The sequence below is a fragment of the Arcicella aquatica genome, from assembly GCF_034928825.1.
Classification (GTDB): Bacteria; Bacteroidota; Bacteroidia; order Cytophagales; family Spirosomataceae; genus Arcicella; species Arcicella aquatica.
In genome coordinates, this window is record NZ_JAYFUL010000023.1 from 62,452 (window position 1) to 84,251 (window position 21,800).

The following is a 21,800-nucleotide window of genomic DNA, read 5'->3' on the forward strand; positions in this document are numbered from 1 at the left end:
TACAAGGTTGATTTCAAATTTTCAAATCCTCAAATTTTCAAATTAAAGAAATGGGAAAACCAACAGGATTTTTAGAGGTTACTAGAGAAACTCCAAAGAAAAGACTCGTTACAGAACGTGTAACAGACTATAAAGAAATAGATATTGATTTTACTGCTGATAAAGTAAAAGCTCAAGCAAGTCGTTGTATGGATTGTGGAGTACCTTTTTGTCACAGTGGTTGTCCACTTGGCAATATTATTCCTGAATTCAACGATGCAGTATATGATCAAAACTGGGCATATGCGTACGAGATTCTTTCTTCTACGAACAATTTCCCAGAATTTACAGGACGTATTTGTCCAGCACCTTGCGAATCTGCCTGTGTGTTAGGTATCAATAAACCTCCTGTAACGATTGAGTATATCGAAAAATCGATCATTGAATACGCTTTTGGCAATGGTTTAGTAAAACCAAATATTCCTACAAAACGCACTGGCAAAAAAGTGGCCGTTGTGGGGTCAGGCCCTGCGGGAATGGCTTCAGCAGCACAGCTAAACAAAGCTGGGCATACTGTTACCGTTTTTGAACGTGCTGACAGAATCGGTGGACTTTTACGCTATGGTATCCCTGATTTCAAATTAGAAAAATGGGTTGTACAACGTCGTGTGGAGGTAATGGAGCAAGAAGGTATTATTTTCAAAACTAATACAAATGTTGGTGTTGATATCAAGGCTGACGATTTGTTAGAAGATTTTGATTTAGTTATTCTTTCAGGTGGTTCAACTGTACCAAGAACATTAGGAATCCCTGGTGCTGATTTGAAAGGAATTTATCCAGCTATGGAATTCTTATCACAGCAAAACAAAAGGGTGTCTGGAATAGAACGTGAAGTAAACCACATGGGTATGCCTTATCCAATGGGGGAACTGTATGCTACAGACAAAAACGTAGTAGTAATTGGTGGTGGTGATACTGGCTCTGACTGTGTTGGTACCTCAAACCGTCATAAAGCAAAATCTATTACTCAGGTTGAAGTAATGCCGATGCCTCCTAAAGAAAGAGCGCCGCATACCCCTTGGCCAAACTGGCCGATGATGTTGCGTACTTCTACTTCGCATGAGGAAGGAGCTGACCGTCATTGGTCAATCGCAGTAAAAGAGTTTGTTGGTGACGAAAATGGCAACTTAAAAGGACTTAAAATTGCGGATATCGTAATGGAGGTTGTTGATGGTAAAGCACACCAAGTTCATACAAACGAACGTGAAATTCCTGTTGAATTAGCATTAATTGCAGCAGGTTTCTTGCATCCGCAACGTGAGGGTATCTTATCACAATTAGAAGAAAAAGGCTTAGAATTTGACGAAAGAGGCAATGTAAAAGCCCATAATTATCAAACAGCGATAGATAAAGTATTTGCTGCGGGCGATATGCGCAGAGGTCAATCATTAGTAGTGTGGGCTATTTCAGAAGGTAGAGAAGCCGCTCGTGCTGCTGATATTTATTTGATGGGACAGTCTGTACTAGAAGCTAAAAATGTGTCAAGTTTTGCTGTCGTATAAGCAAGCTATACTTGCTTTAGAATATTTAGGGCCGTCATTTCTTTGGAACTGACGGCTTTTTTATGCCAATACTTCTACCCTATTTCTACTCATCTTTCTGAATTCACTAGGTGTTCTAGCTTTCTTTTTTAAAAATACTCTATTGAAATAAGTTATACTTTCAAAGCCAGTTTGAAAACCAATTTCAGCAATTGTTTTGTCCGACTCAGTTAAAAGTGAACACGCCTTGCCTATCCTAATTTCGTTTAAATAATCGGAATATGTTTTGCCAGTCATTCTTTTAAAGAATTTACAAAACGCACTTTCTGACAAATGAATTAAATCGGCAACATCTTTTAATGACATAGCAGTCGATGAATTTCTTAACATATATTCAAAAACCGTATTAATTCTCCATTCATTTTCTTCATTTTTAATAGGTTGGTAAAATGGCGATGCCAATACTTGATACTCCAATTCCGTAAGCATATCAAATATTTCTAGTAAAATGCTAATTCTTGAAATACCCTTTGTTTGGCTGATATTTGCCATCTTATGGATAATTTCAATAGAAGGCTTTGGAAAATATAACCCCTGACTACAAATAGCCAACATTTGTTTCAATTGATTAAATTCATTCAAGGCTAAAAACCTTTCAATAAAATGACTAGAAAATTGTATGACTACAGCTGCTGAAAGGTTGTTTTTTTCTTTATCACTCATCCATGTATGGGGTAAATCTGGACCAATCAAGACTAAATCTCCTTTTTGAAAACGCTCAAAAGAGTCTCCTATAAATCTATCTCCTACACCACTTTCGATGAGAGTCAACTCAAATTCAGGATGATAATGCCATTTATATTCAAAATGTGGGATACTGTATTGGTTAATCCTAAAGGAGTTTACATAAGCATCCATACTCAAGTCTTCCAGTATTGCCTTCATATAAACACTATTTTTTTACCTAAATGTAATATTACAAACTTTAAAATTCAACATAGTGCTATATTTTGAATTTTTAGTGTCATCTAGTTTTTTGTAATATAAATAACTTCGTAAGTTAATTCTTTTACTGAATATCAAATCCACAATGTAATGTTTGAAACCGCCACATCCGTTTTGGATGCTCTTAATGAGCCTTACAATTTAAGCCGAGAACAAATTGAGTTTTACCAAGAATACCGCTATATAAAACTCAAAAATGTATTTAATAAAAATATAATTGATCTTTATAATCTTGTCATAAGAGAAAAAGTACGTGAACTAAATACCATGCATTTGCCGCTTAACGAAAGAGATATTTATAATAAAGCTTTCTTACAAATCATGAATATTTGGACTCATAGTGCTACCATTAAGGAATTTGTATTCAGTAAGAGAATTGCAAAGATTGCTAGTGATTTAATGCAAGTAGAAGGAGTTAGGATATACCATGACCAAGCACTTTTTAAAGAACCTCATGGAGGCTTCACGCCTTGGCACGCCGACCAATACTATTGGCCTTTGGCAAGTGATAAAACCGTTACGGCTTGGATACCATTACAAGAAACCCCATTAGATATGGGTCCGTTAGAGTTCAGCGCTAAGAGCCATTTGATGCAAGAAGGTAGAAACCTAGCAATAAGTGACGATAGCGAGGTAGAAATCCAGCAGAAACTAAGGTTGGGAGACTTTCAACAAATTATTGAACCATTTGAATTAGGAGAAGTGAGTTTTCATTCAGGCTGGCTTTTTCATAGAGCGGGTGCTAATCAAACGGATAAAATGCGGGAAGTAATGACCATGATTTATATGGATAAAGACATGGTTCTGAAGCAACCTGATAATAAAAATCAAGAAGCCGATTGGAAAAAATGGTGTCCAGGTGCTAAAATTGGAGAAATAATCAACACTCCTATTAATCCAGTGCTGTATGAAAATACCCATGATTAAACCATAGGTATTCAACCAGCACAATAAAATGAGGCTTAAAACTGATTTATAGGCCTCATTACTCAACTCAATAGTAACCCATCCTGCATGACTAATTTTCTATCCGCCATATTGGCTAGTTCCTCATTATGGGTAACGATGACGAACGTTTGATTGAATTGGTCGCGGAGATTAAAAAAAAGTTCATGTAATTCTTGGGCATTTTTGGAATCTAAATTCCCTGAAGGTTCATCCGCAAAAATAATTGATGGTGCATTAATCAATGCACGCGCTACGGCAGTTCGTTGCTGTTCTCCACCAGACATCTGCGAAGGCAAGTTATGAATCCTATCCTTCAAGCCCAACAATACTAAAAGCTCTTCGGCCTTCTGTTCAATGTTTTTGCTTTTTCCACCAATATAAGCAGGCATACAAACATTTTCAATGGCTGTAAATTCACCTAAGAGGTTATGGAATTGAAAGATAAAGCCTAATCGTTCATTTCTAAATTTAGCTAAAGCACTATCTTTCAAGCTAGTAATTTCTGTATTATCAATAAATACTTGTCCTGTATCAGGTCTATCGAGTGTGCCCGCAATATGCAACAGCGTACTTTTCCCTGCCCCAGAAGCCCCAACGATAGAGACTACTTCTCCTTGATTAATCTGTAAATCAATACCTTTCAAAACATTTAAGTTTCCGTAGGTCTTTGTGATATTTTTAACTACTAACATTTTTTCTTTTTCAATGAATATTCGCTGAAACAAAACAACGATAAAAATTGTGGAATTACTATATTTGTCATGAATAATTACGTTATGAAGAGTTCAAAAAAGTTGATAAACTATAAATATTTACCAAATAAAAGCGATTAATTAAATTGTTTGTAAGTAATTTAGCAAACGAATTAATTTCGACATAAAAAACTGTATCAAATGAACATTCACGAGTATCAAGGTAAAGACATTTTGAAAAGTTATGGTGTCCGTATTCAAGAGGGCATCGTAGTCGATACACCAGCACTGGCAGTAGAAGCTGCCCGAGAGTTGTCGGCAAAAACTGGTACACAGTGGCACGTAATTAAAGCCCAAATTCATGCCGGTGGGCGTGGAAAAGGTGGTGGAGTAAAACTTGCTAAAAATTTAGATGAAGTTCGCCAAAAATCAGAACAGATTTTGGGAATGCAATTGATTACTCACCAAACAGGACCAGAAGGTAAAAAAGTTAATAAGGTCTTAATTGCAGAAGACGTTTATTATCCTGGTCCATCTGAGCCAAAAGAGTTCTATATTTCTATTTTGTTGGATAGAGGTAAAGCTTGCAATGTAATCATGGCATCTACAGAAGGTGGTATGGACATTGAAGAGGTAGCAGAACATACTCCTGAAAAAATTATTAAAGAATGGATTGATCCAAGAGTAGGTTTACAAGCATTCCAAGCGCGTAAAATTGCTTTTGCTTTAGGTTTATCAGGTGATGCTTTCAAAGAAATGGTGAAATTCATCAATTCTCTTTATAAAGCTTATGTTGAAACTGATTCTTCGATGTTTGAAATCAACCCTGTGTTGAAAACTTCTGACAACAAAATCTTAGCAGTTGACGCTAAAGTAAATTTGGATGACAATGCTTTGTATCGCCATGCAGATTTTATTCCATTGCGTGATGTTGAAGAGGAAGATCCATTAGAAGTTGAAGCTTCTAAAAACGATTTGAACTACGTAAAATTAGATGGTAACGTGGGGTGTATGGTAAACGGAGCTGGTTTAGCGATGGCTACTATGGACATCATTAAATTATCTGGTGGTGAGCCCGCCAACTTCCTAGATGTTGGGGGAGGAGCTAATGCTAAAACGGTAGAAGCTGGTTTCCGTATCATTTTGAAAGATCCAAACGTTAAAGCTATCTTGATTAATATTTTTGGTGGTATCGTTCGTTGCGACCGTGTTGCTACTGGTGTTGTTGAAGCTTACAAAGCTATCGGTGATATTCCTGTACCAATCATTGTTCGTTTACAAGGAACTAACGCTGCTGAAGGAGCTAAAATCATTGATGATTCAGGTTTGAAAGTATTCTCAGCTGTTTTATTGAAAGATGCAGCTACTAAAGTTGAAGAAGTATTAGCAGCAATGTAATACCGAAGGTCAATAAAAAAGGCGAAGAATATTAATTCTTCGCCTTTTTTATTATTCCATATACCGTGAAATATTAGTTTCTCTTCACTCCACCTTTGGTACCATTATAATATTGTGTGGCCTCAGGTAAAAGTCTTTTTATATCAGCGATACGTTGTTGATCGGAAGGGTGAGTCGACAAAAATACTGGCGGCTTAGAGCCATTTCCAGATTGTGCTGCCATTCTTCCCCAAAAAGCAACAGCTTCTTCTGGATTATATCCGGCCATAGCCATGAATATTAATCCTAGATGATCAGCCTCTGATTCCTGATTACGTCCGAATGCCAACATTCCTATTTGAGCGCCCGCTGGTGCAGCTACACTAAATACACTATTCCACAAGTTCTGTGTTGCACTAGGCTTATTTTGCATCGCAATTCCTAAGCCTGCTTGTCCTGCCGTCAACAAACCTTGTGCTATCATTCCTTGGCTCATTCTCTCGCTACCATGCTTGGCAATAGCGTGTGAAACCTCATGACCCATTACCACGGCTAATCCTGTTTCATTCTGAGTGATTGGCAAAATACCTGTGTACACTACCATCTTACCCCCTGGCATACACCAAGCATTTATTTGGCTACTTTGTACTAATTCCGTTTGCCATTGGTAGCTTTTTAAATATTCTGGAGCATTATTTTGCTCAAAATAACTTTGTGCAGCTTTAGCTATTTTGTCACCTACTCTTTTAACCATGGCAGCCTGCTGGGTATTAGCAGCCACTACTTTATTGGTATCTAAAAACTGCTTATAGCTAGTTAATGCCATGGCATTCATTTCATCATCTGAAACTAATAATAATTGACTACGACCTGAAATGGGCACTTTTGTACAAGCCCAAATGGATGTTAGGAGAACTACTCCATACAAAACGATTTTTTTCATTTTCTGAAAAGGATTAATAGATACTTATTTTCTACTGTAAAATTACTATTAAATAATCATACCAACACAGCGTAAATAATATAGCAAATTAGAATTAAGATGTAAAAATCTAAAAAAGGTTCTAAATTTCTATATTTTAAGGGTATTTTTGTAAAAAAATTCATAAAACGAAGAGAAATGAAAATTTTGTGCATTGGTAGGAATTACGCTGAACATATTGCCGAATTAAATAACGAGCGACCGTCTGAACCTGTAGTTTTTATAAAACCAGATACAGCCATCCTAAAAGACAACGAGGCATTTTATCATCCTGATTTTTCAAAAGATATTCACCATGAAGTAGAAATCGTCTTGAAAATCAATAAGATGGGTAAAAATATTGAAGCTAAATTTGCTAATAAATATTATGAAGAAATAGGGATTGGAATCGATTTTACAGCAAGAGATATTCAAGCTAAACTAAAAGAAAAAGGATTGCCTTGGGAAAAAGCCAAAGCCTTTAATGGCTCTGCTCCTATTTCTGGGTTTGTTTCAAAAACTGAATTTCCAGATTTGAAAAACTTGAATTTCCATTTAGAAATCGATGGAGAAACGCGTCAGACAGGTAACACTTCGATGATGCTTTGGAATTTTGACGAAATCATTGCGGAAATTTCAAAATATTTCACCTTGAAAACAGGCGATTTAATCTTTACAGGTACTCCTGCGGGTGTAGGAAAAGTAAAAATCGGCAATAAATTAAGTGCATTTATTGAAGGAAAAGAAATGCTATCCTTTGAAATCAAGTAAACTGTAACTCAATTTTCATCTTTTATTATTATTGTCCTTATTGAAAATTAAGTTGCATCAATTTATGAAATTAAAAATCTTCCTGTTTTGTAGCCTTTTTTCATTTCAGAATTTAGCACAAAAAACGAAGCTTCTTTATCCGAAAGATTATTTTCTCTTTCCAATCAATCCCAAACAACAAAACTATTTGGCAGGTGGAATGGGTGATTTGCGTGCAGACCATTTTCATGCGGGGATTGATATTAAAACGCAAGGAAGAGAAGGTTTAGCAGTGCTGGCTACGGCTGATGGTTATGTTTCTGAAATCAGGGTACAAACTTCTGGTTATGGAAATGTTATTTTCTTAACCCACCCCAATGGATATGTTTCTGTGTATGGGCATTTAAAAGAATTTGCAGAGCCATTAGCGACTTACGTTAAGAAAAAAAGATTAGAAAGCCAGACATTTGAGATTCAATTAAAGCCTGCACCCAGCGAGTTTGTGGTAAAAAAAGGGCAGGTAATTGGCTATTCTGGCAATACAGGTGGGTCGGCTGGGCCACATTTACACTTTGAAATAAGGGATGCGAATAATAATATTCTGAATCCTTTGAATTTTGGGTTTTCAGAAATAAAAGACAACACCCCTCCTATTTTTCAGCAATTGTATATCAAAACGCTGAGTACAGATGCAAGAGTGAATGGTGAGTTTGGTAGAAAGTCTTTTACTCCTATCAAAAAACCAGATGGTACCTATACGCTTAATGGCAATATTTCGGTAGTAGGAGAAATCGGTTTGGAGTTGATGGCAGTTGATAAAATGAACGATACCCATAATTCTAATGGCTTGACTTGTACGGAGCTTCTAGTAGATGGGCAAGAGATTCATTACTTCCATCTTGAACAGTTCCCCAATGCAGTATCGCACGATATTAATGTGCATACTGATTACGCCTATGAAAAAACAATTGGCCAAAGAATCCAGAAACTATTCCAAGATGATGGAAATGAGGAATTGCCAGTTTACAAAGCGATTTTGAGCAAAGGGAAACTTAACTTGGAAGATGGTAAAACACATCAAGTAAGTATTAAGATATGGGATGCTTATGAAAATGGAAGTACGCTGAATTTTACGATAAAGGGCGAAAAGCCTGAAAGTTCAGTTACTGCTAGTCCTAATAAATTGCCCGTAATTATTAATTATAGTACTGATGATAATACCTTAATCATTAAAGCACGCAACTTAAAGACTGTCAATTCGATAGCTATTTTAAATTTTGAAAAATCATCGACAGAATTGGCAATAAGTTATGTAAAAAACAATGAAGCTGTGTATCTTTGGGACTTGAAGAAAGGCTTACCTAAATCTATACGCATTGATAGTGTAGAGAAGGCTCTAAACTTACAGAAAACTATTCTTCCCAATCAAGCAAGTAGTTATGTTTCAGATAAACTTTCAATCATTTTTGATACTAAAACATTGTATGATACGCTTTATTTAGAAACTAATAATATTGCTAATCGTATAGAAATTGGACAACCTACAATACCGCTTCGTAATTCAATCAATGTAAGTTTCCAGCCTGATATAAAAGTAAGCTTGCCCGAAAAGACATCCGTGTATTATACTTCGCGAAATCAAAGAAGGTTTTTAGGAGGCAAATGGAATTCGGACAGGATTGTATTTAAAGCTGGATTACTAGGTCAGTTTACACTGTTAACTGATACGATTCCGCCCAAAGCAAGTTTTATAAGTAAAAGTCCGAATTATGTAGCCATCAGAATCTATGATAATCTTTCGGGTATCAAAAGCTTTAAAACATATCTGAATGATACTTATATATTAGCAGATTATGATGCTAAAAGAGCTTTACTATGGACAGTTAAATCAGATTCTACTCAAAATTTCATTGGGAAACTCCGCTTGGAGTTAGAAGATAACCAAGGAAATAAAAGTTCATTTGTTACTGAAGTTGACGAACATACAAAAGTTGTAGCGACGAAGAAGGAAAAGCACGTGAAAACTAAACACAAGCCTAAGGCGAAAGCAAAAAAAGGCGGAAAGAAAAAGAAAAAGCATTAAGACTATAGTCAAATCATTGAAAATTGTCTTTATAAAAATAAATAGAAATGAAATTAGCAGTCGGAGATAAAGCACCAAATTTTGAACAAAAAGACCAACATGGTAATTTGGTTAAGCTTTCAGATTTTGAAGGTAAAAAAGTAGTTTTGTACTTTTATCCTAAAGATGATACCCCAGGTTGTACGGCTCAGGCTTGTAATTTAAATGAAAATTTGCCAGCCTTGCGTGCCAAAGGTTTTGAGATTATTGGGGTAAGTGTGGATGGACAAAAGGCTCATCAGAAATTCATCAAAAAGTACGATTTAAAGTTTACGCTACTTTCGGATGAAGACCATCAGTTAGTAGAAGCTTACGGTGTGTGGGTAGAAAAATCGATGTATGGCAAAACCTATATGGGTACTGCTAGAACTACTTTCGTCATTGATGAAAAAGGAATCATTACTGATATTATTGAAAAAGTGAAGACCAAAGAGCATACCTCGCAAATTATTGAAGCATAATTAACTAGAAAAACGACTATAAAAGATTACAAAAATTAATCAAACACAAATGGAAATTACTGAATTACAAAAAGTTGCTTCGCAAGTACGTCGTGACATCGTACGTCAAGTGCACGCTTGTCAGTCTGGACACCCAGGCGGTTCTTTAGGCTGTACTGATTTATTGGTAGGTCTTTACTTCGACCAAATGACTTTAAAATCAGATGAAGCTGGAAACAAAGTTTTCGATATGGACGGAATTGGTGAAGATCTTTTCTTCTTATCAAATGGACATATTTCACCAGTACTTTATTCAGTATTAGCACGTGCTGGCTATTTCCCAGCGGCTGAATTAGCAACTTTCCGTAAATTAAATTCACGTCTTCAAGGTCACCCTACTCCGCACGAACATTTAGAAGGTATTCGTATTGCTTCTGGTTCATTAGGACAAGGTATGTCTGTTGCGATTGGTGCGGCTCAAGCAAAAAAATTAAATAAAGATAATTCATTGGTGTTTGTACTAATGGGTGACGGAGAGCAAAACGAAGGTCAGGTTTGGGAAGCAGCAATGTATGCTCCACACCATAAAGTAGATAACTTGGTCGCAATTATTGACTATAATGGTCAGCAAATAGACGGTCCTACAGATAAAGTAATGAACAACCGTGACTTAGGTGCTAAATATACTGCCTTTGGTTGGAATGTTATCAAAATGAATGGTAATGATATGGCCGATGTAGTGAAAGTATTAGCAGAAGCTCGTGCATTTTCAGGAAACGGACAGCCTACAATGATTTTGATGACAACAGAAATGGGTGCTGGTGTTGATTTCATGATGGGTTCACACAAATGGCATGGGGTTGCTCCAAACGACGAGCAATTAGCTGCTGCATTAGCTCAGTTACCAGAAACTTTGGGAGATTATTAATTATTGAGTGAATGAGTGAGTTAGTGAATTAAAGCAATTAGGATAAAAATCTATCGCATTGAAAATCAAAAAATTACATATCAAAAATTTTAAATCTATTGCAGATTTAGAAATTATTGAACCAAATCCATTCACGGTCTTTGTAGGACCAAATGGGTCTGGTAAAAGTAATATTTTTGAGGCTTTGGAGTTTTGGAGTCTAGGTTACAAAGGTTATTCGATTGATTTAAATAGTCTTTTTGGAGGTAAAAACAACATGTTACATTTTAACCATTTGGAGCAAAGTGCTGACGTGTCTATTGAATTTCCTCAAGATGTTATACTTGATAGTTCTGCAATTGCCTTATCAACTGATAGTGGCAATCAGATATATCAACATCAATTTTCTTTAAAACTAGATAATTTCAAAAAAAATGCTGACTATCGCCAATTTGTCTCTAATTTTTCTAGGTTATTCATCAATAGCCCTAAAGGAAACAAATTAAACTTTCAAGATGATAAAAAAATCACATTTATTACTGATAATCTTGAAAAGGTTCTTAAAAGAATTTTAAAAGACGAAGGGAAAAAAGAGGAAATCCTTGATTGGTTACGATTATTTATTCCTGAATTTGACGATGTATTTATAGAATCTTCTGAATTAAGTAGTACTGATACTTTAGTAATCAAAGAAAAATATTCTGATAAATACTTTACTAAAGAACTTATCTCAGACGGCACCTATAATATTCTCGCTCTTTTAACAGCAGTATTTCAATCTGATGAACCGCAATTTTTGTGTATTGAAGAACCTGAAAATGGTTTGAATCCGAGAGTTATAAAAGAACTAGTGGGCTTTTTTAGAAATGCTTGTGAAGAAAAAGGGCATTATATCTGGCTCAATACTCATTCCCAAACCTTAGTGTCTGAATTAACTCCTGATGAAATTATTACTGTTGACAAAATCAAAGGTGAAACAAAAATCAAACAGTTCAAGGGCGAAGATTTTCATGGATTAAGTATGGATGAAGCATGGTTAACTAATACCCTTGGAGGTGGGTTGCCATGGTAAGGATTGGATTTATTGTTGAAGGTGAAACTGAAGCTCTTATTCTCTATTCTGACAAATTCAAAGCGATTCTTAATGAATTAAATTTAGTTTCGGTAGGAATAATTAATGCTGGTGGTAATAAAAATCTATTACCTCACAACATTCTAATTCATCAGTCTAACTTAATCAAAAAGGGAGCCGAAACAATCGTGATTTTGACAGATTTGGATGAAGACCAATGTATTACTAAAACGAAAGCAAGAATTACCGAAAGAGAAAATCAGATTATTATTGTAGCTATTAAACAAATAGAATCTTGGTTTTTAGCTGACAGTCTTTTATTATCAAATTTGTTTAATGAACCTTTCAGTTTTGATTATCCTGAAAATGAAAATGTTCCTTTTGATACGCTAAGAGCTTTATTAATTAAGTATCGAGGTAGAGGTCTTCCCAAAAAGATACCCATGGCTTTGAAAATGATTAATTCAGGCTTTTCAATTGAACATGCAGCAAATCATCCTAATTGCCCAAGTGCTAATTATTTTTTAACTAAATTAAAGCAATGTGCCTCGACAAATCCAGTCGAGTAAAAATAGAAAAATGAAAAAATATACTTTCACAGAAAAAAAAGATACTCGTTCTGGCTTTGGTGCTGGAATGCAAGTGTTGGGACAAACCAACCCAAATGTTGTAGCACTTTGTGCTGACTTAATTGGCTCATTGAAATTGGATGCTTTTATCAAAGAAAATCCAGAGCGTTTTTTCCAAACTGGTATTGCTGAGGCAAATATGATTTGTATTGCTGCTGGTTTAACTATCGGTGGAAAAATCCCTTTTGCTACTACTTTTGCTAACTTCGGTACTGGTCGTGTATATGACCAAATCCGCCAGTCGGTGGCATATTCAAACAAAAATGTTAAAATCGCTTGTTCACACGCTGGTTTGACATTAGGTGAAGATGGTGCTACTCACCAAATTCTTGAAGATTTGGGTATGATGAAAATGCTTCCAGGTATGACAGTAATCAACCCTTGCGATTATAACCAAACGAAAGCTGCTACTATCGCTGTGGCTGAATACGAAGGCCCAGTTTATTTGCGTTTCGGTCGTCCAGTTGTACCAATCTTTACTGATCCAAATCAAGAGTTTATCATTGGTAAAGCTTGGACTGTAAACGAAGGTAAGGATGTAAGTATTTTTGCTACTGGTCACTTGGTATGGGAAGCTATCTTAGCAGGTGAGATTTTAGCTGAAAAAGGTATTGATGCAGAAATTATTAATATCCATACCATTAAACCTTTAGACGAAGAAGCTGTCTTAGCTTCAGTTCGCAAAACTGGTTGTGCTGTTTCAGCTGAAGAACACCAAATTGCAGGTGGCTTAGGCGATTCTATCGCTCAAGTATTAATTAAACAACACCTTGCTCCATTAGAATATGTTGGCGTAGAGGATTCATTTGGTGAATCAGGAACTCCTGCTCAATTAATGGAAAAATATGGTTTAAATGCAGCATCAATTGTTGAAAAAGCATTGAAAGCGATTGCTCGCAAACAAGCTTAATTTTTTCAATTTATCATATTATCAGGCAAAAGGCGAATAAGTATAAGTAATTAGAAGAAATTAATAAGCTAATTACTATTCTTTTCGGCTTTTGCCTTTTTTATTTTGTGACTTGTGCCTATTTTGCATTTAGCATTCTAAGCCAAATGCCTAAAAATGACAGATAAAGAATTATTAGAAAAATTTGCTAACCCCGAAAGCCGAAATTATGCTTTCAATTTACTGGTACGTCAATATCAGCAGAAAGTATATTGGCATATCCGTAAAATGGTAATCGACCATGACGATGCCAATGACCTCACCCAAGATACTTTTATCAAAGCTTGGAAAGGTCTTGAAAACTTTAAGGGTGATTCACAATTATTTACTTGGTTATATAGAATTGCAACAAATGAATGTTTGAATCATCTTAGTAAGAAAAAAAGACGCTTCTTTTTACCTATCAATGATATTACAGAAGAGCTATCTAACAAACTAGAAGATAGCGATTTAGTTTCTGGAGACGAAATACAACTTAAACTTCAAAAAGCTTTACTTACCTTGCCCGACAAACAACGTTTGGTATTCAATATGAAATATTATGATGAGCTAAAATATGAAGAAATCTCTGAAATTACAGGCACTTCGGTGGGTGCTTTAAAGGCATCCTACCATTTAGCAGCGAAAAAAGTAGAAGAGTACCTTAAAAATTCAATACTTTAATAAAATGGTTTCAATCTTTAAAAAAAATAAAAATCATTTTAAACCATTACAGACCAAGACAGTCAAAGCAGTATAATCATTAAAACAATGGAAAATAATAAGTTTGACATAGAGAAACTACCACGTGAGAATATTTTCAAAGTACCTGACAATTACTTTGACGAGCTTCCGATGTTAATACAATCGCAAACTTCTGCCAAATCTAAAACAGTTCCTTTTGTTACTTGGTCTATGAAAAGGACTTGGGCAAGCGTAGCCGCTTGTGCTGCTATCGCTATCTTAGGATACTTTACTTGGATGCCAAAACAAGATGCATTGGGCAATGAAGCCCTTGCTGAGGTACAAAATCAAGAAATCATTAATTATCTAATTCAACAGAATATTAACCAAACCGACCTTGCTGAACAATTTGAAAATGTTCAAACAAATAATAAAGTAGAGGTAGAGGAAACAAATAATGATTCTGATTTATTAGATAATTTAAAAATAAATAGACAAGATATTTTACAAAGTATCGATTTAGACAATTTAGAAGAGAATATTTAATCAAATATCACGCATGAAAAAATCAGCCATTATTATCAGTTTAATTTGCTTTGTCTTGTCATTAAATGTTAAAGCGCAAGCACAAGACGAGCCATTAAAAGGCAAAGAAAAAATAAAAGCCGCTAAAGTTGGTTTAATTACTAATCGTTTAAATTTAACGGAAGACCAAGCCAAAGGCTTTTGGGTTGTTTATAACGAATTCGATACTAAGCGTTGGGAAATCAGAAAAAGTATCAGACAGATTACTGCCGAAAGTAGAAATACGACTAGCTCTGAGGATAAAATCTTATCTGATTTAAAAGAAATTTTAAACCTGAAACAAAAGGATGTTGACTTAGAAAAAGAATATATGTCGAAATTCCTGAAAGTTATCAATGTCCGACAAGTATCTGAATTATATAAAACAGAGCAACTTTTCAATGCTATGTTGTTCAATAGGCTAAATAAAGGCGAAGGAAAAATGCATAAGGACAAACAACCTTAGACCAAAACTTAAATCCCTACAATTGTCAATGATTCAATTGTAGGGATTTTTTTATCAATTTACTTATTGGATTTCAGTACCAAGCCTTTTGTAGGCTACTAATTGTTCTTCAGTGATTATCTCATCAGTAATCATTACATCAATATCAGCATAAGGACATACCACAAAACTATCTGCCGTATTTAGTTTTTCGGCTGTAATCAAGGCTATTACTTTAGCCGATACCTCAACCATTTTCTTTTTTACTACGCATTCGCCCCAATCTGGAATAGTCACTCCTATTTCTGGATGAATTCCACAAACGCCAATCAATAAAACATCAGCTCTGATTTTACTTAGTAGCTCTATTACCTCTGAACCATACGTATTTTGGGCATCTTTAAATACCTTGCCCCCCAGCATAAATAATTCAATATTGGGGTGTTCACAAAGGATTTGGGCGATGGCTATACTGGTTGTAAAAACGGTGGCTTTTAAGGAAGGAGACATTAATTTCGCTACCTCCATATTAGTAGAACCATTATCAAGGATAATTACTTGTCCATTCGCAAAAAAACTTTGAGCCTTTTTGGCTAAAATCAGTTTTTCTTCATGGTCAATATGAATCCTCTCTTTTAACTTATAGGGGCTTGTCGCTTTGGGGATAGCTCCGCCATGTACTTTTTTCAGCAACCCGTCTTCTGCTAATTCATTTAAGTCACGACGAATGGTATCATCAGAAACATTAAGTATTTCTGCCAATTGAACAGAAGAAACCCTTTGGTTAGTTTCTAACATCTTCAAGATGACCTGTAATCTTTCTTCCCTGAGCATATTTGCGGTTTAATTCGTTTTTATTCGGAATATTACACAAATTTAATAAATTATATTTTGATATATGCGGTTTATTGCGGTAAATTTGTCTAAATATTTTAAAAACCGCATGATGAACATTGAACACATCGCTATTTGGACGATTGACTTAGAAAAAATGAAGTCATTTTATTGTCGTTTTTTCGGAGCAACAGCCAATCAAAAATATGTCAATATCAAAACAGGGTTTGAATCTTATTTTTTAAGTTTTACAAAAGGAGCGCGTTTAGAAATTATGCACTCGCCAACAGTAGTGGATATTCCAAAAGATATTTTACTTCAAACAAAAGGATTGGTACATTTTGCAATAGCCGTTGGCAGTATAGAAAAAGTAAATGAACTAACTGAAACGTTAGTAAACGAAGGCTTTACGATTATTGGTAAGCCAAGAACAACTGGCGATGGGTACTACGAAAGTGTAGTGCTTGACCCTGAAAATAACCGAATTGAAATTACAGTATAAACTAAAACCGTATATTATTATTTATGAGAATCTTAATCGACATGGATGATGTCTTGGCAGACACAAGTTTAAAATTATTAAACGAAACGAATAAAAAATTAGGAACAAATTTTACTCGTGAGCAAATCTTAACACAACCAGAAGTTTATAAGGCTTATTATGCACAATACACTACGGTACGTGGAATGCTTTGGGAAAAAGGTTTTTTTGCAGATATTCCATTAATTCCGGGTGCGCAAGAGGTTGTTCAAAAACTTCATGCCAAACACGAAATATTTATTGTATCAGCAGCTACCGAGTTTCCTTTATCCATGGAAGAGAAATTAGAATGGTTGGATAAGTATTTTCCATACATTGGCTGGTCGCATACTGTTTTTTGTGGTCATAAATGGATGATTAAAGCTGATTATATCATTGATGATCATGAAAAAAATCTCATTAATTTTGAAGGCAAAGGCTTATTATTTGATGCCGCTCATAATCAACACGTAAAAGAATTTACAAGGGTACATTCTTGGAAAGAAATTGAGAGTATCTTGTTGTAAGATGCCTCTTTATGCTTTTCAGCAAGTTCATAATAATCGCATTAACGCTTTGGAAACTACTATTATTCAACATAACATTGGGAAAAATGCTCGCATTGCTACCAATGCTTTATTCTTTCTATGTGGAATTAGTTTTGCCTCATGGGCATCACGAATTCCAGATATGAAAGAACTATTACATTTAAGTGATGCTGCTTTGGGAACTGTATTATTTGCCATGCCTATTGGTAGCTTAACGGCATTACCTATGGCTGGAGTGATTATCCATAAATTTGGCAGTAAAAAAATCACTTTATTTGCTGTCTTTTTCTATTTTATTTCTCTCCCATTGCTTGGGCTTTCGGCTAATCCAATAAACCTTGGTATCTCTTTATTTATTTTTGGTTTTGGTAGCGACTTACTGAATATTGCCATGAACGTACAAGCCGTTGGTGTAGAAAAACTACAAAAACGCTCTATTATGTCCTCTTTTCATGCTGTATTTAGCATAGGTTTTATGCTTGGAGCGGCTTTAGGAGGTATCATTGCGAAACAGGGTATTTCTACTTTTCAACATTTGGCAACAATTGGTAGTATCGACTTGCTGATTGGACTTATTTCATTTTCGTATTTATTACAAAACGACCATAAGTCGGACGAAAATCAACCCCTTTTCGCTATTCCAGATAAGTCTTTAATCATTCTAGGTATTATTTGCTTCTGTGGAATGTTGTGCGAAGGAGCTATGGCCGACTGGAGTGTGCTTTATTACAAACAAATTATGGATAACTCGAATGGCTTTGCTACGGCTGGGTTTACGGCATTCTCAGTGTTGATGGTAGTAGGTAGAATATTTGGTGATAAAATTCTACAAGCCCTTGGTCTTAGAAAAACCCTTCTAATCAATTGCTTACTAGTATTTGTCGGAATGTCAATTGCTATTTTTATACCTTCACCCTTTACAGTTATTATCGGCTTTGGTATTACGGGCTTGGGGCTTTCTACTATTGTTCCGCTAATTTATAGTGAAGCTGGTCATTCAAAAACAATGGCTGCTGGGGTAGCATTAGCTGCCATTTCCACGTTGGGTATTGCTGGTTTTTTAATTGGTCCAGTAATGATAGGTTATCTTTCTGAATTCTTCTCTTTGAAAATAGCCCTCGCTTCATTAATCATTTTAGGATTATTAGGAAGCTTTTTAACCACAAAAATACCTGAATAGCACATGGAAGGTTTAAAAAGAGTAGCTGTAATTTGTGTGCTGAGAAATGGCGCTAACTTTTTATTGCTAAAACGTTTCAATGAACCAAATAAAGATACTTACGTACCTGTAGGTGGAAAAGTAGATGCATTTGAAAACCCTTATGATGCAGCCATTCGTGAGGTTTGGGAAGAAGCTGGCATAAAAGTACCCGCCATGAGATTTTGCGGCACATTGGTGGAAACATCGCCAGTAAAGTATAATTGGATGAGCTTTATTTATGAAGCCGAAGTTGACTTCTTTGAGCCTGCCCTTTGTAATGAAGGCATTTTAGAATGGCATAATTTTCAAGACATTGATAGTTTCCCAACGCCTAAAACAGACTTTTTCATATACGATTATATCTTAAAAAAGAAGCATTTTGCCTTTAATGCACTATACGACAGTGAAGTAAAATTGCTTTTTATGAATGAAGAAATTGAAAACAAAGTGGTTTTTGAATAATGGGTACAAAAATTAAAATATGTTGTATAAGTAGCCAACAAGAAGCACAAATAGCCCTCGATTCGGGCGCTGATGTGTTGGGATTAGTAGCAAAAATGCCAAGCGGGCCGGGCACTATTGCCGATGATTTAATTCAAGAAATTGCTACCATCATTCCTCCACACATTGATAGCTTCTTATTAACGCCCAAAACTGACCCTTACGAAATAATCGCACATCAACGTGCTACGGGTACTAATTGTATTCAATTAGTAGATGCTGTGCCTGTGGAGGCATATCGGGTTTTAAGAGCGAATCTTCCCAATATCAAGCTTATACAAGTAATACATGTAACAAGTGAAGAATCAATTATTGAAGCTAGCATGTATGAATCATTGGCTGATATAATTTTATTGGATTCGGGAAACCCAAATTTAGTGGTTAAGGAATTAGGAGGAACTGGCAGAAAACACGATTGGGATATTAGTAAACGCATTGTAGAGACAGTATCTATTCCTGTATTTTTAGCAGGTGGATTGAATCCAGAGAATATCCGAGAAGCGATAGCCTTTGTTAAGCCTTATGGAGTTGATATTTGCAGTGGCGTAAGGACTGATGGCAAACTTGATCCTAAAAAATTAGGAAGGTTGATACAAGCCGTGAATAATTACTAATTAATCCACGGCTTATAAGATGCTATAATCTTGGTGGTGCTGGCTTGAATGGCTTTTCAAAAGCATTTGCACCACGTGTTTTTAGTTTTCTTCTATATACTTTATCGACACAGCTTACATATATCGTATCAAAGTATGCTCCACCAAAACAAATATTAGAAGGCTGACCAGTAGGTACTGGAATAATTGCGTTTACTCTACCAGTTTGGTCAAGCACTTGAATCCCTACACGGGTAGTCACATAAACTCTTCCTTGATTATCCGTTTTCAAACCATCTGCCCAAGCATTATTATCTGAATCTTTTACATGTAGCCAACCATATTTTTGTTTGTATGTCAATTTTCCATCTGCTTGAATTTGATAGACCCATAGCCAATGCGAAGTAGATTCTGTAACATACAATAGTGTTTGGTCTGGCGAAAGACAAAGCCCATTGGCATATTTCAAACCTTCATCCAATTCTACTTTTTCGCCGTTTGGTCGTAGCAAGAATAATTTACTCGGTTTTTCAATGCCGTTGGGCGATGTAAAATAAATATTACCGTTTTTGGCAACAATAATATCATTCGCCGATTGGTCATCCACCAATACAGATTCTTTTCCTTGAGTATCATACACTAAAATTTGTTTAGTACCCCCTGCTACTACATAGCGTTTTCCATCGGAATCAAATGTTGTCCCACTCCCTCTTTTAGCATCTAGGTTCAAGGTTTGTAATTTCCCATCTAAACCAACTTTATAGGTTTTTGAGTTAGGAATATCTTGATAAAATACCTCCCCTGTTGGATTAGATGCAGTGCCTTCTGTAAAAGTATAACCCTCTCCTACTAATTCCCAATTCTCATTTTCTATTAAAATATCGCTCAACACTTGATTTTTTGACTGTCCTTTGGAAACTGGCTTAGGATAATCTTTCCAAAGCCAACGCATCGCCTCAGGGAAAATAGCTGTTCCTTGTTTACCATTATGTCCTCCTTCGCCCCACACATGATTTACTTCATAGCCTGAAAATGTCAGTGCTCTTTCAATGGTTTCGTTGGCTTTCCACCAATCTCCACCATAAATATTAAGGTCATTAGCACCATCTTGCAAGAAAACTCTAATTGGTTTAGGTTCATGTTTACGAATTAAGGTGGAATACGAATCTCCTCCTCGTAAACCTACATAGGTTCCGATGGCACTAAATACTCTTGAAAAAGCATCTGGCCTTTCCCAAGCCGCCGTAAAAGCACATACTGCCCCACTGCTTGACCCTCCGATGGCTCTGTCATTCCCATTTTTTGAAAGTCTAATCGCACGACCATCACTCGTCTTTTGTTTTTCAACAGCAGGTAAAAGCTCTTCTAATAAAAATCTTGCATAATTATCCCCCAAGCCATCATATTCATAACTTCTATTAAAACGATCATTAGCCATTTCTGGATTGTCCGCTTTTACTCGTCCATGCATCACAAATATGCCGATAGTGATAGGCATGGCTTTTTGATGAATTAAATTATCAAAAACGGTAGGTGCTTTCCACTGGACTCCGTCTTGATTTACGTAAACACAAGCAGGTTTTTCGGGGCGATACTGAGCAGGAACATATACCCAATATTCTCTGAAAGTACCGGGGAAAATTTTAGAATCCTCGAAAGTAAATTTCAATACTTCTCCCTTCGGAACACCCGTTTGTTCCATCGAAGCGGGGTCGTCCTGATAGTTTTCAGCAGGCGTTTGGGCAAATGTTTTTAGTTGGCAAAGAATTAATCCAGCCAATAGTATTTTTTTCATAGTCATGTTTTAGAATAAGTTGTGATTAGTAATTGAAGCTGTATAAATTTTCCCTTTCGGGTTAAACTAAGTCTTTTAGAATAGCTTGTTCCAAAATTTACTCAACGTAGCGATGCTATGCTTCGTGAATTTTGAAAAAATCAATTCTAAAATACAATACTTTCACCTCAGAAACGGAAAGTTTAAACAGCTTCATTAGTAAACTGATTACTTAAGACAAAAAAAAGCTTTCGGAATTATTTTTCCGAAAGCTAAGGTAACATAAGTATTTTATAATCCTGATTTAACCTAATAAATTGAGCTATTGCTAATTAGTTCATCCGTATGAAAATCATATTTGAAAATTGGATCCACCTCCGAGCAAGCCTCAATTTCTAATACTTCTTTAATCAAACCTGTTTTCATATCAAAAACCCATCCATGCAAATGTGGTAATTGGAAGTTTTTCCAAGAACGTTGTATAATAGTTGTTTTGGATAAGTTTTTTACTTGTTCTTCAACATTTAGTTCTACCAAACGTCTGAATTTAGCATCTTCATCTTCAATGGCTTTAAGCTCGTTGTCATGTTTATAATAAACTTCTTTGATATTTCTCAACCATTTATTAGACATTTTGAATACTAATTATTTATATTGTCGTGTGTGCGTGCGAACTTTGTACAAAAAGCTATGACAGCCTACGAAAAAGCTCGCAACAACCCACGGCAATTTAAATCTTTGACCTCTCTAAGTATTGAGAAGTTTGATATACTTTTACCCACTTT

The 21,800-nt window shown here is 35.6% G+C and carries 24 protein-coding genes; 18 read left to right on the forward strand and 6 right to left on the reverse strand.

What is annotated here, in order from left to right:
• Positions 1 to 50: 50 nt before the first annotated feature.
• Positions 51 to 1,541 (forward strand): glutamate synthase subunit beta, encoded by a 1,491-nt coding sequence (locus VB264_RS14470; RefSeq protein WP_309918808.1) that lies wholly within the window; start codon positions 51 to 53, stop codon positions 1,539 to 1,541.
• Positions 1,542 to 1,601: 60 nt separating this feature from the next.
• Here the strand turns inward: VB264_RS14470 and VB264_RS14475 are convergent, their stop codons facing one another.
• On the reverse strand, positions 1,602 to 2,465 hold the full coding sequence (locus tag VB264_RS14475) for an AraC family transcriptional regulator (RefSeq protein WP_323250502.1): 864 nt from the start codon (positions 2,463 to 2,465) through the stop codon (positions 1,602 to 1,604).
• Between the two features lie 150 nt (positions 2,466 to 2,615).
• On the opposite strand from VB264_RS14475, the gene VB264_RS14480 reads away from it, so the two are divergent.
• Complete coding sequence (locus VB264_RS14480) at positions 2,616 to 3,452, forward strand: phytanoyl-CoA dioxygenase family protein (RefSeq protein ID WP_323250504.1); 837 nt, start codon at positions 2,616 to 2,618, stop codon at positions 3,450 to 3,452.
• A gap of 62 nt (positions 3,453 to 3,514) precedes the next feature.
• On the opposite strand, the gene VB264_RS14485 is transcribed toward VB264_RS14480, so the two are convergent.
• Positions 3,515 to 4,165, reverse strand: coding sequence for an ABC transporter ATP-binding protein (locus VB264_RS14485; RefSeq protein WP_323250505.1), 651 nt, complete (start codon positions 4,163 to 4,165; stop codon positions 3,515 to 3,517).
• Between the two features lie 201 nt (positions 4,166 to 4,366).
• Here VB264_RS14485 and sucC point away from each other — a divergent pair, with 201 nt between their 5' ends.
• Positions 4,367 to 5,563 carry an ADP-forming succinate--CoA ligase subunit beta gene (gene sucC, locus VB264_RS14490; protein WP_323250507.1) on the forward strand — a complete coding sequence of 399 codons (1,197 nt, stop codon included), beginning with the start codon at positions 4,367 to 4,369 and terminating at the stop codon, positions 5,561 to 5,563.
• Between the two features lie 73 nt (positions 5,564 to 5,636).
• Here sucC and VB264_RS14495 read toward each other — a convergent pair whose 3' ends face one another.
• A complete protein-coding gene (locus tag VB264_RS14495; protein WP_323250509.1) occupies positions 5,637 to 6,485 on the reverse strand; it encodes a M48 family metallopeptidase in 849 nt (282 codons plus the stop codon).
• A 177-nt stretch (positions 6,486 to 6,662) separates the two neighbouring features.
• Between VB264_RS14495 and VB264_RS14500 the strand changes: the two genes are divergently transcribed.
• From VB264_RS14500 to VB264_RS14545, 10 genes are all read left to right on the forward strand, one after another.
• Positions 6,663 to 7,274, forward strand: a complete 612-nt coding sequence (locus tag VB264_RS14500) for a fumarylacetoacetate hydrolase family protein (protein WP_323250511.1) — start codon at positions 6,663 to 6,665, stop codon at positions 7,272 to 7,274.
• A 64-nt stretch (positions 7,275 to 7,338) separates the two neighbouring features.
• Positions 7,339 to 9,336, forward strand: a complete 1,998-nt coding sequence (locus VB264_RS14505) for a M23 family metallopeptidase (RefSeq protein WP_323250513.1) — start codon at positions 7,339 to 7,341, stop codon at positions 9,334 to 9,336.
• 47 nt (positions 9,337 to 9,383) lie between these two features.
• The gene (gene bcp / locus VB264_RS14510; protein ID WP_309918788.1) at positions 9,384 to 9,836 is read left to right on the forward strand and encodes a thioredoxin-dependent thiol peroxidase; all 453 of its coding nucleotides are present in this window, start codon (positions 9,384 to 9,386) and stop codon (positions 9,834 to 9,836) included.
• Positions 9,837 to 9,885: 49 nt separating this feature from the next.
• A complete protein-coding gene (locus VB264_RS14515) occupies positions 9,886 to 10,743 on the forward strand; it encodes a transketolase (RefSeq protein ID WP_323250515.1) in 858 nt (285 codons plus the stop codon).
• 58 nt (positions 10,744 to 10,801) lie between these two features.
• Positions 10,802 to 11,794 (forward strand): AAA family ATPase, encoded by a 993-nt coding sequence (locus VB264_RS14520; RefSeq protein ID WP_323250517.1) that lies wholly within the window; start codon positions 10,802 to 10,804, stop codon positions 11,792 to 11,794.
• Positions 11,788 to 12,363 carry a hypothetical protein gene (locus tag VB264_RS14525; protein ID WP_323250519.1) on the forward strand — a complete coding sequence of 192 codons (576 nt, stop codon included), beginning with the start codon at positions 11,788 to 11,790 and terminating at the stop codon, positions 12,361 to 12,363. Before VB264_RS14520 ends, VB264_RS14525 begins: the two co-directional genes overlap by 7 nt.
• A 10-nt stretch (positions 12,364 to 12,373) precedes the next feature.
• Complete coding sequence (locus tag VB264_RS14530; protein WP_323250521.1) at positions 12,374 to 13,333, forward strand: transketolase family protein; 960 nt, start codon at positions 12,374 to 12,376, stop codon at positions 13,331 to 13,333.
• Positions 13,334 to 13,489: 156 nt separating this feature from the next.
• Positions 13,490 to 14,035 carry an RNA polymerase sigma factor gene (locus tag VB264_RS14535; protein WP_323250523.1) on the forward strand — a complete coding sequence of 182 codons (546 nt, stop codon included), beginning with the start codon at positions 13,490 to 13,492 and terminating at the stop codon, positions 14,033 to 14,035.
• 87 nt (positions 14,036 to 14,122) lie between these two features.
• Positions 14,123 to 14,581, forward strand: a complete 459-nt coding sequence (locus tag VB264_RS14540; protein ID WP_323250525.1) for a hypothetical protein — start codon at positions 14,123 to 14,125, stop codon at positions 14,579 to 14,581.
• A gap of 13 nt (positions 14,582 to 14,594) precedes the next feature.
• Positions 14,595 to 15,065, forward strand: coding sequence for a hypothetical protein (locus tag VB264_RS14545; RefSeq protein ID WP_323250527.1), 471 nt, complete (start codon positions 14,595 to 14,597; stop codon positions 15,063 to 15,065).
• A 63-nt stretch (positions 15,066 to 15,128) separates the two neighbouring features.
• Here VB264_RS14545 and VB264_RS14550 read toward each other — a convergent pair whose 3' ends face one another.
• Complete coding sequence (locus VB264_RS14550; RefSeq protein ID WP_323250529.1) at positions 15,129 to 15,878, reverse strand: DeoR/GlpR family DNA-binding transcription regulator; 750 nt, start codon at positions 15,876 to 15,878, stop codon at positions 15,129 to 15,131.
• 112 nt (positions 15,879 to 15,990) lie between these two features.
• Between VB264_RS14550 and VB264_RS14555 the strand changes: the two genes are divergently transcribed.
• From VB264_RS14555 to VB264_RS14575, 5 genes are read left to right on the forward strand one after another with little or no spacing between them, the layout of a single operon-like run.
• Positions 15,991 to 16,380: a VOC family protein gene (locus VB264_RS14555; RefSeq protein WP_323250530.1), complete on the forward strand. Its 390-nt coding sequence runs from the start codon at positions 15,991 to 15,993 to the stop codon at positions 16,378 to 16,380.
• A 23-nt stretch (positions 16,381 to 16,403) separates the two neighbouring features.
• Positions 16,404 to 16,925 (forward strand): 5' nucleotidase, NT5C type, encoded by a 522-nt coding sequence (locus VB264_RS14560; protein ID WP_323250531.1) that lies wholly within the window; start codon positions 16,404 to 16,406, stop codon positions 16,923 to 16,925.
• A gap of 49 nt (positions 16,926 to 16,974) precedes the next feature.
• Complete coding sequence (locus tag VB264_RS14565) at positions 16,975 to 18,126, forward strand: MFS transporter (protein WP_323250532.1); 1,152 nt, start codon at positions 16,975 to 16,977, stop codon at positions 18,124 to 18,126.
• 3 nt (positions 18,127 to 18,129) lie between these two features.
• Positions 18,130 to 18,609 carry an NUDIX domain-containing protein gene (locus VB264_RS14570; RefSeq protein ID WP_323250533.1) on the forward strand — a complete coding sequence of 160 codons (480 nt, stop codon included), beginning with the start codon at positions 18,130 to 18,132 and terminating at the stop codon, positions 18,607 to 18,609.
• Complete coding sequence (locus VB264_RS14575; protein ID WP_323250534.1) at positions 18,609 to 19,262, forward strand: phosphoribosylanthranilate isomerase; 654 nt, start codon at positions 18,609 to 18,611, stop codon at positions 19,260 to 19,262. Before VB264_RS14570 ends, VB264_RS14575 begins: the two co-directional genes overlap by 1 nt.
• Positions 19,263 to 19,284: 22 nt before the next feature.
• Here VB264_RS14575 and VB264_RS14580 read toward each other — a convergent pair whose 3' ends face one another.
• Entirely contained in the window at positions 19,285 to 21,036 is a 1,752-nt protein-coding gene (locus tag VB264_RS14580; protein ID WP_323250535.1) for an SMP-30/gluconolactonase/LRE family protein, read from the reverse strand.
• A 288-nt stretch (positions 21,037 to 21,324) separates the two neighbouring features.
• Positions 21,325 to 21,648, reverse strand: a complete 324-nt coding sequence (locus tag VB264_RS14585; RefSeq protein WP_323250536.1) for a carbonic anhydrase — start codon at positions 21,646 to 21,648, stop codon at positions 21,325 to 21,327.
• Positions 21,649 to 21,800 lie beyond the last annotated feature (152 nt).

Bases quoted from the DNA above. Each gene is read 5' to 3' on its own strand.
- VB264_RS14470 (WP_309918808.1), top strand. From the start codon at position 51: ATGGGAAAACCAACAGGATTTTTAGAGGTTACTAGAGAAACTCCAAAG.
- VB264_RS14475 (WP_323250502.1), bottom strand. From the start codon at position 2,465: ATGAAGGCAATACTGGAAGACTTGAGTATGGATGCTTATGTAAACTCC.
- VB264_RS14480 (WP_323250504.1), top strand. From the start codon at position 2,616: ATGTTTGAAACCGCCACATCCGTTTTGGATGCTCTTAATGAGCCTTAC.
- VB264_RS14485 (WP_323250505.1), bottom strand. From the start codon at position 4,165: ATGTTAGTAGTTAAAAATATCACAAAGACCTACGGAAACTTAAATGTT.
- sucC (WP_323250507.1), top strand. From the start codon at position 4,367: ATGAACATTCACGAGTATCAAGGTAAAGACATTTTGAAAAGTTATGGT.
- VB264_RS14495 (WP_323250509.1), bottom strand. From the start codon at position 6,485: ATGAAAAAAATCGTTTTGTATGGAGTAGTTCTCCTAACATCCATTTGG.
- VB264_RS14500 (WP_323250511.1), top strand. From the start codon at position 6,663: ATGAAAATTTTGTGCATTGGTAGGAATTACGCTGAACATATTGCCGAA.
- VB264_RS14505 (WP_323250513.1), top strand. From the start codon at position 7,339: ATGAAATTAAAAATCTTCCTGTTTTGTAGCCTTTTTTCATTTCAGAAT.
- bcp (WP_309918788.1), top strand. From the start codon at position 9,384: ATGAAATTAGCAGTCGGAGATAAAGCACCAAATTTTGAACAAAAAGAC.
- VB264_RS14515 (WP_323250515.1), top strand. From the start codon at position 9,886: ATGGAAATTACTGAATTACAAAAAGTTGCTTCGCAAGTACGTCGTGAC.
- VB264_RS14525 (WP_323250519.1), top strand. From the start codon at position 11,788: ATGGTAAGGATTGGATTTATTGTTGAAGGTGAAACTGAAGCTCTTATT.
- VB264_RS14530 (WP_323250521.1), top strand. From the start codon at position 12,374: ATGAAAAAATATACTTTCACAGAAAAAAAAGATACTCGTTCTGGCTTT.
- VB264_RS14535 (WP_323250523.1), top strand. From the start codon at position 13,490: ATGACAGATAAAGAATTATTAGAAAAATTTGCTAACCCCGAAAGCCGA.
- VB264_RS14540 (WP_323250525.1), top strand. From the start codon at position 14,123: ATGGAAAATAATAAGTTTGACATAGAGAAACTACCACGTGAGAATATT.
- VB264_RS14545 (WP_323250527.1), top strand. From the start codon at position 14,595: ATGAAAAAATCAGCCATTATTATCAGTTTAATTTGCTTTGTCTTGTCA.
- VB264_RS14550 (WP_323250529.1), bottom strand. From the start codon at position 15,878: ATGCTCAGGGAAGAAAGATTACAGGTCATCTTGAAGATGTTAGAAACT.
- VB264_RS14555 (WP_323250530.1), top strand. From the start codon at position 15,991: ATGAACATTGAACACATCGCTATTTGGACGATTGACTTAGAAAAAATG.
- VB264_RS14560 (WP_323250531.1), top strand. From the start codon at position 16,404: ATGAGAATCTTAATCGACATGGATGATGTCTTGGCAGACACAAGTTTA.
- VB264_RS14570 (WP_323250533.1), top strand. From the start codon at position 18,130: ATGGAAGGTTTAAAAAGAGTAGCTGTAATTTGTGTGCTGAGAAATGGC.
- VB264_RS14575 (WP_323250534.1), top strand. From the start codon at position 18,609: ATGGGTACAAAAATTAAAATATGTTGTATAAGTAGCCAACAAGAAGCA.
- VB264_RS14580 (WP_323250535.1), bottom strand. From the start codon at position 21,036: ATGAAAAAAATACTATTGGCTGGATTAATTCTTTGCCAACTAAAAACA.
- VB264_RS14585 (WP_323250536.1), bottom strand. From the start codon at position 21,648: ATGTCTAATAAATGGTTGAGAAATATCAAAGAAGTTTATTATAAACAT.